The sequence below is a fragment of the Variovorax sp. CAN15 genome (genome assembly GCF_030462475.1).
In the GTDB taxonomy this organism is placed as follows: Bacteria; Pseudomonadota; Gammaproteobacteria; order Burkholderiales; family Burkholderiaceae_C; genus Variovorax.
In genome coordinates this window covers 64267-78794 of the sequence record NZ_JASMRZ010000017.1, presented here as the reverse complement: position 1 = coordinate 78794, position 14528 = coordinate 64267, and the positions used below count along the sequence as shown (strand labels likewise).

Below are 14528 nucleotides of genomic sequence, written 5' to 3'. Positions count from 1 at the left end.
CCCGGTCAGCGCAGGCGCTGCGACAGCGCATCCATCGAGGCCATGTAAGCCGAACGATAGGGCTCGTCCAGATTGATGAAGTGCACCAGCAGGGTTTCGTCGGAAGCCAGGTGCGGTGGCGTGTTGATGCTCAGGTTGTCGACGATGCCCTGCTCGTTCACCAGCCCCGCTCCGGACAGCACTTCGTTGGTGTAGTACTGATCGCCCTGGCTGCTGTAGACCGCCGATTTGTCGTCAACCTCGCCGATACGCTGCCAGATGCGCGCCAGCAGCTCGGCGTTGCCCTGGGTGTTCAGGAAACCCATCACGCCCGAATTGAAGGACCAGCCGCCCACGTCCTTGGCGAGCAGTAGCTCGCGCCCTTCGAGCAAGGCGTCGATCCGGCGGCTCTGGTTGAGGAAGAGCACGTCGGCGTCGATCCAGATCACCCACTTGTGATGCGCGATGTGCTGCTGCAGCAGCCAGCTGCGCACCCATGATCCGCCGATGCTGGCGTCGACGGCTTCGGGAATCGCACGGTACACGTGGTACGCATAGCCGTGCCTGTCGCAATAGCGCTTCACGTTGTGCTCGGACACCCGTGCGTAGCTTCCGACGTGGTGCGTGTAGAGCGTAACGAAGGCGATGTCGGCGCTGGCGTTGTAGCTCGACACCCGCTCTTCCGACAGCGCCGGATAAGCCGCGGGCTGCAGCACGGGCTGGCCGTGGATCAGCGCTTTGTTGACCTGCGCCACGAGCATGTCTTGCAGGTTCTGGTCGTGGAGCAGCATCTCGCGCCATCCGCCCTCCGGCGCCACGATGGGCAGCGGCCCGAGGTTGACAACGAAGATGCGCGCCAGGAACCACTGCGGAATGCGCCACGACACGTTGACGTAGATGTCGCCGACCGTCGCGTTGCAGCCGAGCAGGCCTGCCGGACGCAGTCGGGCGGCTTCATCGACGGCGCGATTCACCAGTGCGATGACATAGCCCGCATCGTCCATCAGCCCGAGCAGCATGGCGCGGTTGGCTGGCGTATTGCGCAGCACCATCATGTTGGTCATCGCCGGACCGGGTCGGTCGCCACTGGGAGGCCCTTCGACGACCAGCGAATCCCGCCCCTGCATCAGTGTTTCGACGGCAACCGGATGGAACACCACCGAGTCGCCATCGAGAAACAGAAGCCAGTCGTTCTCCGGCAGCGCGCGCAGGTGGCGCAGGATCTGGCTGTATTTCGCGCTGTCGCGCAATGCCGGGTGACGGATGCGATCGGCCTCGATCCACTGGTGCGGATAGCCGAACCGCCGGCAATAGTGCGCGTGGTTGCGCAACACGGCCTCGTCCTTGCGCGGAAAGAAACTGAGGCACAGCGGCATGAGCGACTACTCCGTCAGGCGATCGCGCAAGAGGGTGCGCCTGGCGCCACGGTACTGCGCCGAGCCTGCAAGCGCAGTCCATGGCAGCGCCGAGGCGTCGGGAAGCAAGGCCCTGCGACGCGCTTCGCTGTCCGGCTTGCCAACCCAGCGCCCCGCATCCCGCGCCGCAGCGAAACCCTGCAGCAATCCGTCGAGCGGCACCCCATCGCCGACGCTCTGATTGCAAAGCATCGCCATGTCGCACCCGGCCTCCAGCGCAGCAAGCGCCGCGTCGGCAAAGCTGAGCAGCTCGCCGTCGATGTAGCGCCCAGCCTCCATGCTCAGGTCATCGCTGAAGACCGCTCCCTCGAAGCCGATCCGCTGCCGGAGAGTCTCCTTCAGCCATTTGGCGGAAAACCCCGCCGGCCGCTTGTCCACCTTCGGATAGATCACATGCGCCGGCATCACCGCCGCGAGCGAGCCCGACAGCCAGTCGTACGGTTTCGCATCATCGGCCAGGATGGCCTTGAGGCCACGCTTGTCCACCGGAATCTCGACGTGCGAGTCGGCATGCACGAAGCCGTGTCCCGGGAAGTGCTTGCCGCAGTTGCGCATGCCCATCTGCAGCATGCCGTGCATCACGCTCTTGGCCAGCAGCGCGACCACGCGCGGGTCGCGGTGGAAGCTGCGGTTGCCGATGACGCTGCTGCCGCCGTAGTCGAGGTCGAGCACGGGCGCGAAGCTGAAGTCGACGCCGCAGGCACGCAACTCGCCCGCCAGCACCTGCCCGACCGCCGTCGCGGCCTGGGTGGCGCGCATGGCGTCGCGCATCCAGAGTTCGCCGAGCGCGCGCATCGACGGCAGGTGGGTGAAACCGTCGGTGCGGAAACGCTGCACGCGGCCGCCCTCGTGATCGACGCAGATCAGCAGGTCGGGCCGGATCGACTTGATTTCGGCGTTGAGCGCGGTCATCTGCGCGCGGTCCTCCCAATTGCGGGCGAAGTGGATCACGCCGCCGACGAGCGGGTTGGCAAGGCGCCGGCGGTCGGCATCGGTGAGTTCGGTGCCGGCAACGTCGATGATCAGCGGCGCGTGGGGGCGTTCTTCGGCAAGCCCGGCGGTCGTCATGTTTTCTCCACCACCACGAAGCTCGCGGCGTATTCGGTTTCGTCGGTCACGGTCACGTGGGCGGTGAGGCCCTGGGCCTCGAACCAGTCTTTCAGGCCGCCATGCAGCACGATGACGGGCTTGCCGCTGCGCAGGTTGGCGATCTCGCACAGCCGCCAGCTCATGGGCGAGCGCATGCCCAGCCCGATGGCCTTGCTGAAGGCCTCCTTGGCGGAAAAACGGGTGGCGAGATAACTCAGGCCGCGCTTGGGCCAGCGCGCGCGGCGGGCCTCCCAGACCTTGAACTCGGCGTCGCTCAGCACCTTGCGGGCAAAGCGCTCGCCCTGGCGCTCGAAGGTCGCGGCGATGCGACGCAGGTCGCAGATGTCGGTGCCAATGCCGTAGATCATGCGGCGCCAGCGCTCATTGCTGTTGCTGCTCTTGTTGCTGCTGCGCCTCGCGGATGCAGCGCAGGTAGTCGCGCGTGGCGGCCGTGTAGCCGAGCTCGAGCGCGTCGGCGACGAAGGCGTGGCCGATCGAAACCTCCTGCACGCCCGGCACGGCGCGCAGGAAGGCCGTGAGGTTGTCGCGGCTCAGGTCGTGTCCGGCATTGACGCCGAGGCCTGCCGCAATGGCCGCGCGCGCCGTCTCGGCATAGCGCGCGAGCACGGCCTGCTCGTTCGGCGTGCCGCGCGAGGCCGCGTAGCCTTCGGTGTAGAGCTCGACCCGGTCGGCACCCACGGCCTTGACGGCGGCCATCATCTCGGGAATCGGGTCCATGAACAGGCTGACGCGCACGCCCAGCGCCTTGGCTTCGGCGATCAGCGGACGCAGGCGCTCGGCGTCGTCGGGGAAGGTCCAGCCATGGTCGCTGGTCGACTGGGTTTCGCTGTCGGGAACGAAGGTGGCCTGGTGCGGCTTGAGGGTGCGCACGAAGTCCATCAGGTTCTGGAAGGGGTTGCCCTCGATGTTGAACTCGATGGCCGGCCAGTCCTTGGCGAGCAGCGCGGAAAGATCGCTCACGTCGTGAGCGCGGATGTGTCGGGCGTCCGGCCTCGGGTGCACCGTGATGCCGTGCGCGCCGGCGGCCAGGCAGGCCTGCGCGGCCTTCACCACGCTCGGAATGCCCAGATGGCGCGTGTTGCGCACCAGGGCGACCTTGTTGAGGTTGACGGACAGCGAGGTGGCGGCGTTGGCGCCGGCTTGGCCCGGAGTGCTCATAGTGCTTGCAGGTCTCTCATCATTTGCCGCGTTCGCAGCGTGGACACGCCGCAATGGTAGTTGAGCAAGGCGCGCAACTGGTTTCGCAGGGCACTGTTGCTGCCGGCGTTCATGGTGGCAATTTCACGCAAGGTGGCGGTAAATGGCGCGCGGTCGTCCAGCACGGCCTGCAGGGCCTGCCAGTCGGCGCCGGTCAGCGCGGCTTCGTCGTCGCCGGCCTGGCGCAGGCCGGCTTCGGGAACGAGGCTGTAGCGCGCCTCGCCGGCAAGCGGCTCCAGGGTGAGGGTCTGGGTGTCGAGCGACGGAAGCAGGCCGACTTCACGCAGCAGCAGCAGCTCGAAGGCGCGCAGCGCGGCCGCCTGAGCCGTGGCCTGCGCGCCGGCATGGTCGCCCGCCAGCACCTGCACGACGCCGGCATAGGCGTCGAACAGCGCCTCGTGGGCGTCGTCGCGCGCCAGCAGACGCAGCAGCAACTCGTTGACGTAGTAGCCCGACAGCAGCGCCTCGCCGGTCGGCATCACATGGCCGCCCATCCATTCGGCGCCCTTGAGCGTGCGGATCTCGGCGTCGCCACCATAGTTGAGCTGCAGCGGCTGCAGCGGCAGCAGCACCGGACGGAAGTTGGAACTCGGCCGCTTCGCCCCCTTGGCCACGAGCGCGATGCGCCCGTGGTGCCGGGTGAAGACTTCGAGGATCAGGCTCGACTCGCTCCAGTCGTAGCGGTGGAGCACATAAGCCGGCTCGTGCGAAACGCGGTGGATGGCCATGTCAGTGCGCTATGGAGCATCGAGGCTTGAAGGCGGCAAACGCCGTGGAGCCGGCTTCGCCGGGCCACTGGCATTGCCCCCTGCAAGGGGGTTGGCGGCTACGCGAAGCGAGCAAGCCTGGGGGTTTGCCTACTCATAGCCGAAGGAGCGCACGCGGGCCTCGTCGTCGGCCCAGCCGGAGCGCACCTTCACCCACAGCTCGAGGAATACCTTGGCGTCGGCCAGCTTCTCGAGCTCGACGCGGGTTTCCATGCCAATGCGCTTGATGCGCTCGCCCTTGTCGCCGATCACCATGGCCTTGTGGCCGTCGCGCTCGACCACGATGGTGGCGGCGATGCGCAGCAGGCGCTTCTGGCCCTTCTTCTGGGGCGGCTCCTCGTCGAACTTGTCGATGACGACGGTGGAGGTGTAGGGCAGCTCGTCGCCGGTCAGGCGGAACAGCTTCTCGCGCACCAGTTCGCCGGCGAGGAATTTCTCGCTGCGGTCGGTCAGCTCGTCCTCGTCGTAGAACCAGGGCTGCTCGGGCAGGTACTTTTCGCAGATGCCGAACAGGCGCTCGACGTCCTTCGGGTTCTTGGCCGACATCGGCACGTACTCGGCGAACTCGTGCTTCTCCTGCATGCTCTTCAGCCAGGGAGCGATGTCGCCGCGGCGGTGCACGTTGTCCAGCTTGTTGGCCAGCAGCACCGTCGGAATGCCCTTGCCGAGCAGCTTGAGCACGCGCTCGTCGGCCTGGGTGAAGCTGCCGGCCTCGACCACGAACAGGATCAGGTCCACGTCGCCGACCGCGCCCTGCACGGTCTTGTTGAGCGACTTGTTCAGCGCGTTGGCGTGCAGGGTCTGGAAGCCCGGCGTGTCGACGAACACGAACTGCGTGGCGCCCAGCGTGCGCATGCCGGTGATGCGGTGGCGCGTGGTCTGCGCCTTGCGCGAGGTGATGCTGATCTTCTGGCCGACCAGGGCGTTGAGCAGCGTCGACTTGCCCACGTTGGGCTTGCCGACGATGGCGATGAGGCCGCAGTGCTGGGGACCTTGGGGACCAGCGGCACCCTCGCCGCCTTCGGCGTCTTCGGGTTCCGCTACGGGATTGATAGCATCGTTCATTCTGGGATTCACGCGGCGCCGCGTGCCTTGAGCCGGATCAACATGGCCGCCGCGGCAGCCTGCTCGCCGGCGCGGCGCGAGCCACCGATGCCGCGTTCGCGAAGGCCCAGCTCGGGCACCTCGCACTCGACATCGAAAGTCTGCTTGTGCGCCGCGCCCAGTGTGGCGGCAACGCGGTACACCGGCAGCTTCATTTTGTGACCCTGCAGCCATTCCTGCAATTCGGTCTTCGGGTCCTTGGCCGCGGCTTCCATGCGCGGGTTGATCTCGACCGACTCATAGAGACGGTGCACCAGCGCCTGGGCGGCGGCAAAGCCGGCGTCGAGGTAAACCGCGCCGATCAGAGCCTCCAGCGCGTCGGCCAGGATCGACGGCCGGTTCGGGCCGCCCGAGCGGGCCTCGCCTTCGCCGAGCCGCAGCAGCGGCGACAGCGCCAGCCCCACGGCCAGGCGATGCAGGGTGTCTTGTTTGACGAGGTTGGCCCGCACGCGCGAGAGATCGCCCTCGGGCAATGCCGACAGGCGCTGGTAGAGCAGGTGCGAGACCGCCAGGTTCAGCACCGAGTCGCCGAGGAATTCGAGGCGCTCGTTGTGATCGGCCGAGAAGCTGCGGTGCGTGAGCGCGAGCTGCAGCAGCCGCGGGTCGGAGAAGGTGTGCTGCAGGCGCGCCTGCAACGCGGCCAGGCTGCCGTCCACCTTTTTAGGCGCCGTGTTCAGCGGGTTTCGCCCTTGTACTTGAGCGTGAGGTAGGCCGGGCCGAAGAGCGGGATCTCGCGCTCGTACGAGTACGAAACGACCACCTTGTCGCCGACCTTCTTGATGTCGAGGTCCTTGCCGCTGACCGACTTGAAGTCGTCGATGGCCTGGGCGCGATCGAAGATGGCGCGCACCTCGGGCACGGTCGTGCCTTCCTTGGCCTTGTTGGCGGCCTTGTCGATGGCCTGCCACTCGATCAGCGTCGGGATGACCTGCGCGATGACCACGCCCAGGCACCCGAGCACGGCCGCGACGAACACCAGGCCGATGAACGAAATGCCACGTTGCTGCGCGGCGCTGCTGCGAACGGACCGATGTGCTCTCATGCCCTCATACCCCTCGAACTGTGCTTGCAGATGAATGCTTGTTTATTGAAACGGACCGATGCGTCCCAGGTCGCCGAAGTTCATCCAGACAAAGAAGGCCCTGCCCACGATGTTCTTGTCCGGCACGAAGCCCCAGAAACGCGAGTCGGCCGAATTATCGCGGTTGTCGCCCATCATGAAATAGTTGCCCGGCGGGACCTTGCAGACCACGCCTTCGGCCGAGTAGCGGCAGTTCTCGATGCCAGGGAAGCTGAAACCGCTGGCTCCGGGGATGAAGGACGGCGTGGTTTCGTCGTTGAGTATCTTGTGCCGCTTGCCGCCCAGGTCCTCGTCGAACTGCTTGAGCAGGCGCATCGATTCGCCGTCGAGGTAGTCGGCGGCCGCCACCTTCGGCACCGGCTGGCCGTTGATCGTGAGCTTCTTGTTCAGGTAGGCCACCTCGTCGCCAGGAATGCCGACCACGCGCTTGATGTAGTCCATGCTCGGCTTGGGCGGGTAGCGGAACACCACCACGTCGCCGCGCGCGAGCGGCGTGCCGTCGGTGATCTTGGTGTTGATGACCGGCAGGCGCAAGCCGTAGGTGAACTTGTTGACCAGGATCAGGTCGCCGGTCAGCAGCGTGGGCATCATCGAGCCCGACGGAATCTTGAAGGGCTCGTAGAGGAACGAGCGCAGCAGGAACACCACCAGGATCACCGGGAACAGGCCGGCGGTCCAGTCGAGCCACCAGGGCTGCATCAGCAGCCGCTCGCTTGCCTTGGCATCGACCGTGTCGACCTGGTTGATGCCCTGCCCCGCCAGGCGCGCATTGCGCTCGGCCAGCGAGGCGTCGAGCTTCGCGGCCGCCTGCTCGCGCCGCGGCAGGAAGTAGAAGCGCTCGGCCAGCCAGTAGAGGCCGGTGACCACCGTGGCCAGGAACAGCAGCAAGGCGAAGTTGCCTTCGATCGCGTTGAAGTACCAGGCGCCGACATAGGCGGCGAAAGCCGCGAGGACCAGGGAGGTGATGAATGCCATTTTTTGATCAGTCTTCGACTTGCAGAATGGCGAGGAAGGCCTCTTGCGGGACCTCGACGGAGCCGATCTGCTTCATTCTTTTCTTGCCCGCCTTCTGCTTCTCGAGCAGCTTCTTCTTGCGGGTGATGTCGCCGCCGTAGCACTTCGCCAGAACGTTCTTGCGAAGGGCCTTGATTGTCTCACGCGCAATGATGTTCACCCCGATGGCGGCCTGGATCGCCACGTCGAACATCTGGCGCGAAATGATCTCGCGCATCTTCGAGGCCACCGCCCGGCCGCGGTACTGCGACTGGGAGCGGTGCACGATGATCGAGAGCGCGTCGACCTTCTCGCCGTTGAGCAGGATGTCGACCTTCACCACGTCGGAGGCGCGGTACTCCTTGAACTCGTAGTCCATCGAGGCGTAGCCGCGGCTCACCGATTTGAGCTTGTCGAAGAAGTCGAGCACGATCTCGCCGAGTGGCATCTCGTAGGTCAGCATGACCTGGCGGCCGTGGTAGGCCATGTTCATCTGCACGCCGCGCTTCTGGTTGGCCAGCGTCATGACGGCGCCGACGTATTCCTGCGGCATGTACAGGTGCACGGTGACGATCGGCTCGCGGATTTCCGCCATCTTGCCCACGTCGGGCATCTTGGACGGGTTCTCGACCATGATCACTTCGCCATCGTTCTTGACCACCTGATAGACCACGCTCGGCGCGGTCGTGATCAGGTCCTGGTCGAACTCGCGCTCCAGGCGCTCCTGCACGATTTCCATGTGCAGCAGGCCGAGGAAGCCGCAGCGGAAGCCGAAGCCGAGCGCCTGGCTCACCTCGGGCTCGTAGTGCAGCGAGGAGTCGTTGAGCTTGAGCTTTTCCAGCGCGTCGCGCAGTGAGTCGTACTCGCTGGCTTCGGTCGGGTAGAGGCCCGCGAACACCTGCGGCTGGATTTCCTTGAAGCCCGGCAGCGGCTCGCTGGCGGTGGCGGCCGCGCCACCGGTGCCCGTGCGGATCAGCGTGACGGTGTCGCCGACCTTCGCTGCCTGCAGTTCCTTGATGCCGGCGATGATGAAGCCCACCTCGCCCGCTTCGAGCGACTGGCGCGGCTCGGTATGGGGCGTGAACACGCCGAGGTTGTCGGCGTTGTAGGAGGCGCCCGAGGCCATCATCTTGATGCGCTCGCCCTTGGCGAGGCGGCCGTCGACAACGCGCACCAGCATCACGACGCCGACGTAGGGGTCGAACCAGCTGTCGATGATCATCGCGCGCAACGCCGCGTCTGGATTGCCGCGCGGCGGCGGCACCTTGGCGACGATCGCCTCGAGGATCTCGTCGATGCCCATGCCGGTCTTCGCGGAACAGGGAATCGCATCGGACGCGTCGATGCCGATCACGTCTTCGATCTCCGCCTTCGCGTTGTCGGGGTCGGCCTGCGGCAGGTCCATCTTGTTGAGCACCGGCACGACTTCGACGCCGAGGTCCAGCGCGGTGTAGCAGTTGGCCACCGTCTGCGCTTCGACGCCTTGCGATGCATCGACGACGAGCAGTGCGCCTTCGCACGCGGACAGCGAGCGGCTCACTTCATACGAGAAGTCGACATGGCCCGGCGTGTCGATCAGATTGAGGTTGTAGATCTTTCCGTCGAGCGCCTTGTAGTGCAGCGCAGCCGTCTGCGCCTTGATGGTTATCCCACGCTCTTTTTCGATGTCCATCGAGTCGAGAACCTGCGCTTCCATCTCGCGCTCCGCGAGGCCGCCGCAACGCTGGATCAAACGGTCTGCGAGCGTCGACTTGCCATGGTCGATGTGCGCAATGATCGAAAAATTTCTGATGTGATTCATCAACGGGAACGCTTAAGTACTTGAATTGGCTCGCACGCAGAGTGCTACAGGCAAGAAAAAAGGGCGCGTCTTCTGGAGACGCGCCCTGAACCAACAAGCAATGGCAACTGCAGTAGTTGGAACTTCATTGTAGGCAAAAAGGGAGGCGCGTACATCCGGGAACAGGGTCCAAAGGGGTCGTTGCAGGTCCACAACATCAAAGATACAAACAGGTTATCCACAGACTCGGTGAAGTAATTGCTGAACAACTTGTGGGCGATCTGTGGAGCACCGGTGGACTGCCATCTGACATCTCGCATGGTGAAGGCCGGAGCATTCCTTATGCGCCGAGCGACCGCCAAGGGTGTCCTATTCTACCGAAATCCGTCCTTAGCCTTCTTAAAAGTTAGTGATCGCCAACAAAAATCGTCTTTTACAGGTCGCTCGATTTTTTTGAAGGCGGGGACCGGAGCGTCGTAAACACCTCAAAAAAAGGCCCCAAACCCGACTACCGGGTGGGGCCACTTGACGCCAGACCCGGATCAGCGTGTCTGCCGGATCAGCGCGTACTGCGCCCAATCGCCACGGCGGAACAGCACGCTGAGCGCCTTGCTCTTGTCGGACTTGCCCACGGCGGACTCGAACTCGCGCGCATTCGATATCTCGATGTTGCCGACCGCCATGATGATGTCGCCCTCGCGCAGGCCCGCACGGGCCGCGGCATCGGTGGCGGCATCGACCTTCACGCCGCCCTTCACCTTCAGCTCCTTCTTCTGCGCATCGGTGAGATCGCTCACGGCCAGGCCCAGCGACTTGGCGGCGGCGGATGCCGGCGGCTTCTGTGCCGGCTCGTCGCGATCGCTCGCGCGCTTGCCGGGCTTGTCGGGCTCGATCTCGGCAATGGTCACGCTGAGGTCACGCGAGGCACCGCGGCGGAACACGGTGAGCGTGCTCTTCGTGCCCGGCTTGGTATTGCCCACCAGGCGCGGCAGGTCGCTCGGCTTCTCGATGGCCTTGCCGTCGAACTTGGTGATCACGTCGCCCGGCTCCACGCCGGCCTTCTCGCCCGGCGAGCCGGCCTCGACGCCGCGCACCAGCGCGCCCTGCGGCTTGCCCAGGCCGATGGCCTCGGCCACGTCCTTCGTGACCTGGTCGATCTGCACGCCGATACGGCCACGCGAAACGCGGCCCGAAGTACGCAACTGATCGCTCACACGAATCGCCTCGTCGATCGGAATCGAGAACGAGATGCCCATGAAGCCGCCCGAGCGCGAATAGATCTGGCTGTTGATGCCGACCACCTCGCCGCGCATGTTGATCAGCGGGCCGCCCGAGTTACCCGGGTTGATGGCCACGTCGGTCTGGATGAACGGCAGATATTCGCCGGTGTCGCGCTGCTTGGCGCTCACGATGCCGGCGGTGACGGTGTTTTCGAGGCCGAAGGGAGAGCCGATGGCCATCACCCACTCGCCCACGCGCAGCTTGGAGATGTCGCCGACCTTCACGGCCGGCAGGCCGGTCGCCTCGATCTTCACGACGGCGACGTCGGTGCGCTTGTCGGCGCCGACGATCTTGGCCTTGAACTCGCGCTTGTCGGGCAGGGTGACCAGCACCTCGGAGGCGTCCTCGACCACGTGTGCATTGGTCATCACATAGCCATCGGGCGTGAGGATGAAACCGGAGCCAACACCGCGCGGACGCTCTTCTTCCTGCGGCTGCTGCGGGCGGTTCTGGCGCGGGCCCTGGCGCGGCACGCCGGGCAGCGGCTGGCCGAAGAAGCGGCGGAAGAACTCCTGCATTTCCTCGTCCATCTCGCCATTGCCGCCGCGCTGTGCGACCTTCTCGACGGTGCGGATGTTGACGACGGAGGGGCCGACCTGATCGACCAGGTCGGTGAAGTCGGGCAGCGTGCGCGTCTGCGCGTGGGCCGGCTCGACGGGAAGGAATGCGGCGCCGGCGGTCAGTGCGAGTGCGCATGCCAGCAGGCCGGAACGAAACTTGTGTCCCTCGACTTTGAAGATCATCGGTTTTCTTTCAAAAGAACAGAGCGGCGAAAAACAGGTCTATGAGTCTGCGCCGTGAGCTTGGTTCAGCGCAATTGGCGCTTCTCAGGCCACTCAGCGCGTGCGAGCGAGGCTTTGTGCGAATGCGTTGAGCGTCTGCTGGGGCACTTCGCCGACCGCGGTCAGCCACCAGTCGCTCGCCGGCTCGGGCAGGCGGCGGCGGATCGCGTTGGTCGCGCCGATAGTCAGCACACCGTCGCGGGGCGAGCGAGCAGGGTCGTAGCGTTCGATGAAGAGCGACACCGAGGCCAGGCCATCGGAGAAGGTCCACTGGACCGTGGCCGCATCCTGCTGCTTTGCCTTGCCGCTGCCGTCGTCGCCTGTGGTGGGGCGGCGGAAGAAGCTTCGGGGCTTGAATCCGGCCACGGGCGTGCGCAGGGTCCAGCCTTCATCCTGCGCATTGCTGCGTTCGAGTTCGAGCTTCTCGACCCGGTAGCCCGCGGTGTTGGACATCATCTGCACCAGCGCCTGCGCCTTTACCGGCGCGTCGAGCTGAAGCTCGGAGAAGGCCGACTGCTCCACCACGCGGGAGTCGCTGTCGACGGTCTGCAACTTCACCACGAGGCCCGAGCGGCGCTCGCTCCAGATGCGATAGCCGAAGCGCAGCCCGTCGTGCGGCACTAGCTGTACCACGTCGGCGTCGAAGCCGGCGACGCGATCCTTGCCGATCGTGCGCACGTCGTAGAAGTCGCCGATCGAGGAATCGGGCTTGTCCGGCAGGTTCGGGAAGAGATCGAGGTTCTCGCGTTTCTCGACCTTCACCACCTTCGCCTCCGGCAGGAAGGTCATGACGTTGCGATTGCGCCGGAAGGTCGAGCGCGGCGGCCCCGTCAGGGCCTCGATGCGCTCGATCTGGTGTTCGCCGTCACGCACATGCCAGATGCGTGCGCTCGACAGGTCGCCGCCAGGCGCCGACACCACGAAGGTGCCCACGTAGTTGCGCTGGCGCGCGCCGGCATGCATGCGCTGCAGCCATTCGGTCACGTTCATGGCCGGTGGCTCGTCCGTCTGCGCGTTTGCAGCACTCTTCGCATTCGCGGTGCCCGAGCGGGTCTGCCCGGTGGCAGCCTGCGCCAAGCAGAAGACAGCAAACACAAGCACGAAGGCGCGAGCGGAGATCGGCATCGAAACGGTCATTACGGGCGGCGAAGGGTGGTGCGCGCGCTCATCAGCGCGTCGGGCCCTCGAAAGTGGCATTGCGCAGGAAGCCGGAAGGCATTTGCGAAGCGCCGCCAGCCTGCTGGTGTGCCTCCAGGAGTTGATCGAGACGCGGATCGCGCAGCATGACCTGAGGATTGCCGTTGCCCACGATCACGCGGGTCGGGGTCAGCGTGTTGCTCACAGCCTGTGGGCCATTGGCGGCAGCCGCCGCCAGCACCGAATTGGCGGCCGGCGCCGGCTGCTGCACCGAGGCCAGTTGCGCGCCACCTTGTTGCGGCACGGCCGAGCCGTTGCCGACCAGCGTCCAACTGATCGCGGCGACGGCCATCAGCGATGCGGCACCAGCCACCAGTTTCCAGCGGAACACCGGCTCGTTGGCCGCCTCTACCCTGCGTTGCCCCGGCAATGCCAAGGGCACGGCGGCGGGTGCCGGCTCGGGCGCAACCAATACGGGTTCCGCCGCCAGCCGTTGCTGGAAGCGCGCCAGGAATGCCGATGTATCGCTGCACGGCGAATGCGAGCCGGAGCGCAGCACGTCGCCTACCACGTGGTAGGCCTGCCAGGCTGCGCGCGAGTCGCCTTCGGCGCTGATCGCTTCAATGGCTTGCGCGAACGCCTCGCCCTGCAAATGACCATCCGCAAGTGCGGACACCTGTTCCCGAACCGTCATCGTCTGATTCATTTCATTCACCTGCTTACTTACCAACGCTTGCCGGACTGGTTGTCCAGCAAGGGCTTGACCCTGGCCGAAATGGCCTCGCGCGCCCGGAAAATCCGCGAACGCACCGTGCCGATGGGGCAATCCATGACCTCGGCAATCTCTTCGTAACTCATGCCCTCGATTTCGCGCAGCGTGACCGCCTGACGCAGCTCGGCGGGGAGCGCTTCCATGGCGGCTTCGACGGCAGCGGCGATTTCGTTCGCTGCCAGGACCGATTCGGGGGTTTCGTCGGTGGTTGGTTCGTTTCCGGGACGGTAAGTTTCATCCTCGTCCTCGGAAGAAGGCCTCAAGGCCGCCTCGGAGATGGTCGGATCGCGCTTCATGTCCACCAGCGCCTTCTTGGCGGTGTTGACGGCGATCCGGTAGAGCCAGGTATAGAACTGCGCCTCGCCGCGGAACTGGTGCAGCGCGCGGTAGGCGCGAATGAAGGTTTCCTGCGCGATGTCCTCGATGAGGTCGACATCCCGGACCATCCGCCCGATCAGGCGCTCGATGCGGCGCTGGTACTTGATGACCAGCAGTTCAAAGGCTTTCTGGTCTCCTGCGACGGTGCGCTGGACCAGCTGGAAATCGACCTCGCCCGGACGCGGCGCCACGGCGGGCGCATCGGTCAGGCCGGAATCCGGCGGCACGGGCGGGGAAGTGGTCATCGAAGAAGGTTCAGGGCGCGTCAGCCGGAGCAGTCGCGCGCCAAGGGTCGGCCGTGTGTGCGGCGGCGGCGGCGGGCCGCGAATATACCGCTCGGCGCAAATCGCGCCAGCGCTCCGGCATGGCCCGCTGCTCGATCCAGATCCAGCGCCCGGCTCGCCCAGGCTCACTGAGCCGCAGCAGCATCAGCGATTGAAAATCGAGCGCCGCGCATACACGCGCGGCACGCACAACGCGCGAAGCGTGGCTGCTCGTCAGGGACCAATGGAGGCCGTCGAAGTGCAAGTCACCTGCGCCCTCCTGCCGCAGCCCGAAGCCCGCGGCGACACCCGCGAACACGACACTGAGAACCAGCAGGAGGTGGCGCCATCCGAAGCTATCGAAAAGATAGCAGGATGCACCCGCGCAAAGAGCGCCCAGCGCCCAGAGAGCGACGAGGATCCGGGTTGCGCCACGCGAGCGCCCCACCGGATAGGTCACCGACGGCGCGCTGTGCATGAAAGAGCGAC

At 65.6% G+C, this 14528-nt stretch carries 15 protein-coding genes; all 15 read right to left on the bottom strand.

Features of this window, described 5'->3' with window-relative positions:
- Positions 1 to 5: 5 nt before the first annotated feature.
- Positions 6 to 1355 (bottom strand): galactosyl transferase GMA12/MNN10 family protein, encoded by a 1350-nt coding sequence (locus QMO14_RS14260; RefSeq protein ID WP_301507855.1) that lies wholly within the window; start codon positions 1353 to 1355, stop codon positions 6 to 8.
- A 6-nt stretch (positions 1356 to 1361) separates the two neighbouring features.
- Complete coding sequence (gene nagZ / locus QMO14_RS14255; RefSeq protein ID WP_301507854.1) at positions 1362 to 2462, bottom strand: beta-N-acetylhexosaminidase; 1101 nt, start codon at positions 2460 to 2462, stop codon at positions 1362 to 1364.
- Positions 2459 to 2851: a holo-ACP synthase gene (acpS, locus tag QMO14_RS14250; RefSeq protein WP_301507853.1), complete on the bottom strand. Its 393-nt coding sequence runs from the start codon at positions 2849 to 2851 to the stop codon at positions 2459 to 2461. The genes nagZ and acpS overlap by 4 nt, the downstream gene beginning before the upstream one ends.
- A 13-nt stretch (positions 2852 to 2864) precedes the next feature.
- Positions 2865 to 3662, bottom strand: a complete 798-nt coding sequence (locus tag QMO14_RS14245) for a pyridoxine 5'-phosphate synthase (RefSeq protein ID WP_301507852.1) — start codon at positions 3660 to 3662, stop codon at positions 2865 to 2867.
- Positions 3659 to 4429, bottom strand: a complete 771-nt coding sequence (gene recO / locus QMO14_RS14240) for a DNA repair protein RecO (protein WP_301507851.1) — start codon at positions 4427 to 4429, stop codon at positions 3659 to 3661. The genes QMO14_RS14245 and recO overlap by 4 nt, the downstream gene beginning before the upstream one ends.
- Positions 4430 to 4558: 129 nt before the next feature.
- Positions 4559 to 5533 carry a GTPase Era gene (gene era, locus QMO14_RS14235; protein ID WP_301507850.1) on the bottom strand — a complete coding sequence of 325 codons (975 nt, stop codon included), beginning with the start codon at positions 5531 to 5533 and terminating at the stop codon, positions 4559 to 4561.
- Positions 5534 to 5541: 8 nt separating this feature from the next.
- The gene (gene rnc / locus QMO14_RS14230; protein WP_301507849.1) at positions 5542 to 6228 is read right to left on the bottom strand and encodes a ribonuclease III; all 687 of its coding nucleotides are present in this window, start codon (positions 6226 to 6228) and stop codon (positions 5542 to 5544) included.
- A gap of 17 nt (positions 6229 to 6245) precedes the next feature.
- Positions 6246 to 6614, bottom strand: a complete 369-nt coding sequence (locus QMO14_RS14225) for a DUF4845 domain-containing protein (RefSeq protein WP_301507848.1) — start codon at positions 6612 to 6614, stop codon at positions 6246 to 6248.
- A 42-nt stretch (positions 6615 to 6656) separates the two neighbouring features.
- A complete protein-coding gene (lepB, locus tag QMO14_RS14220; RefSeq protein WP_301507847.1) occupies positions 6657 to 7628 on the bottom strand; it encodes a signal peptidase I in 972 nt (323 codons plus the stop codon).
- Positions 7629 to 7635: 7 nt separating this feature from the next.
- The gene (gene lepA, locus QMO14_RS14215) at positions 7636 to 9447 is read right to left on the bottom strand and encodes a translation elongation factor 4 (RefSeq protein ID WP_301507846.1); all 1812 of its coding nucleotides are present in this window, start codon (positions 9445 to 9447) and stop codon (positions 7636 to 7638) included.
- Between the two features lie 521 nt (positions 9448 to 9968).
- Positions 9969 to 11450, bottom strand: a complete 1482-nt coding sequence (locus tag QMO14_RS14210; RefSeq protein ID WP_301507845.1) for a DegQ family serine endoprotease — start codon at positions 11448 to 11450, stop codon at positions 9969 to 9971.
- Positions 11451 to 11543: 93 nt separating this feature from the next.
- On the bottom strand, positions 11544 to 12614 hold the full coding sequence (locus tag QMO14_RS14205) for a MucB/RseB C-terminal domain-containing protein (protein ID WP_301507844.1): 1071 nt from the start codon (positions 12612 to 12614) through the stop codon (positions 11544 to 11546).
- Between the two features lie 43 nt (positions 12615 to 12657).
- Positions 12658 to 13332, bottom strand: a complete 675-nt coding sequence (locus QMO14_RS14200) for a sigma-E factor negative regulatory protein (RefSeq protein ID WP_301507843.1) — start codon at positions 13330 to 13332, stop codon at positions 12658 to 12660.
- 17 nt (positions 13333 to 13349) lie between these two features.
- Entirely contained in the window at positions 13350 to 14021 is a 672-nt protein-coding gene (rpoE, locus tag QMO14_RS14195) for an RNA polymerase sigma factor RpoE (RefSeq protein ID WP_301507842.1), read from the bottom strand.
- Positions 14022 to 14031: 10 nt separating this feature from the next.
- On the bottom strand, positions 14032 to 14517 hold the full coding sequence (locus QMO14_RS14190; RefSeq protein WP_301507841.1) for a hypothetical protein: 486 nt from the start codon (positions 14515 to 14517) through the stop codon (positions 14032 to 14034).
- Between the last annotated feature and the right edge of the window lie 11 nt (positions 14518 to 14528).

What these genes read in the sequence shown, in the direction of transcription:
- QMO14_RS14260 (WP_301507855.1), bottom strand. Translation starts at nt 1,355, where the DNA reads ATGCCGCTGTGCCTCAGTTTCTTTCCGCGCAAGGACGAGGCCGTGTTG.
- nagZ (WP_301507854.1), bottom strand. Translation starts at nt 2,462, where the DNA reads ATGACGACCGCCGGGCTTGCCGAAGAACGCCCCCACGCGCCGCTGATC.
- acpS (WP_301507853.1), bottom strand. Translation starts at nt 2,851, where the DNA reads ATGATCTACGGCATTGGCACCGACATCTGCGACCTGCGTCGCATCGCC.
- QMO14_RS14245 (WP_301507852.1), bottom strand. Translation starts at nt 3,662, where the DNA reads ATGAGCACTCCGGGCCAAGCCGGCGCCAACGCCGCCACCTCGCTGTCC.
- recO (WP_301507851.1), bottom strand. Translation starts at nt 4,429, where the DNA reads ATGGCCATCCACCGCGTTTCGCACGAGCCGGCTTATGTGCTCCACCGC.
- era (WP_301507850.1), bottom strand. Translation starts at nt 5,533, where the DNA reads ATGAACGATGCTATCAATCCCGTAGCGGAACCCGAAGACGCCGAAGGC.
- QMO14_RS14225 (WP_301507848.1), bottom strand. Translation starts at nt 6,614, where the DNA reads ATGAGAGCACATCGGTCCGTTCGCAGCAGCGCCGCGCAGCAACGTGGC.
- lepB (WP_301507847.1), bottom strand. Translation starts at nt 7,628, where the DNA reads ATGGCATTCATCACCTCCCTGGTCCTCGCGGCTTTCGCCGCCTATGTC.
- lepA (WP_301507846.1), bottom strand. Translation starts at nt 9,447, where the DNA reads ATGAATCACATCAGAAATTTTTCGATCATTGCGCACATCGACCATGGC.
- QMO14_RS14210 (WP_301507845.1), bottom strand. Translation starts at nt 11,450, where the DNA reads ATGATCTTCAAAGTCGAGGGACACAAGTTTCGTTCCGGCCTGCTGGCA.
- QMO14_RS14205 (WP_301507844.1), bottom strand. Translation starts at nt 12,614, where the DNA reads ATGCCGATCTCCGCTCGCGCCTTCGTGCTTGTGTTTGCTGTCTTCTGC.
- QMO14_RS14200 (WP_301507843.1), bottom strand. Translation starts at nt 13,332, where the DNA reads ATGAATCAGACGATGACGGTTCGGGAACAGGTGTCCGCACTTGCGGAT.
- rpoE (WP_301507842.1), bottom strand. Translation starts at nt 14,021, where the DNA reads ATGACCACTTCCCCGCCCGTGCCGCCGGATTCCGGCCTGACCGATGCG.
- QMO14_RS14190 (WP_301507841.1), bottom strand. Translation starts at nt 14,517, where the DNA reads ATGCACAGCGCGCCGTCGGTGACCTATCCGGTGGGGCGCTCGCGTGGC.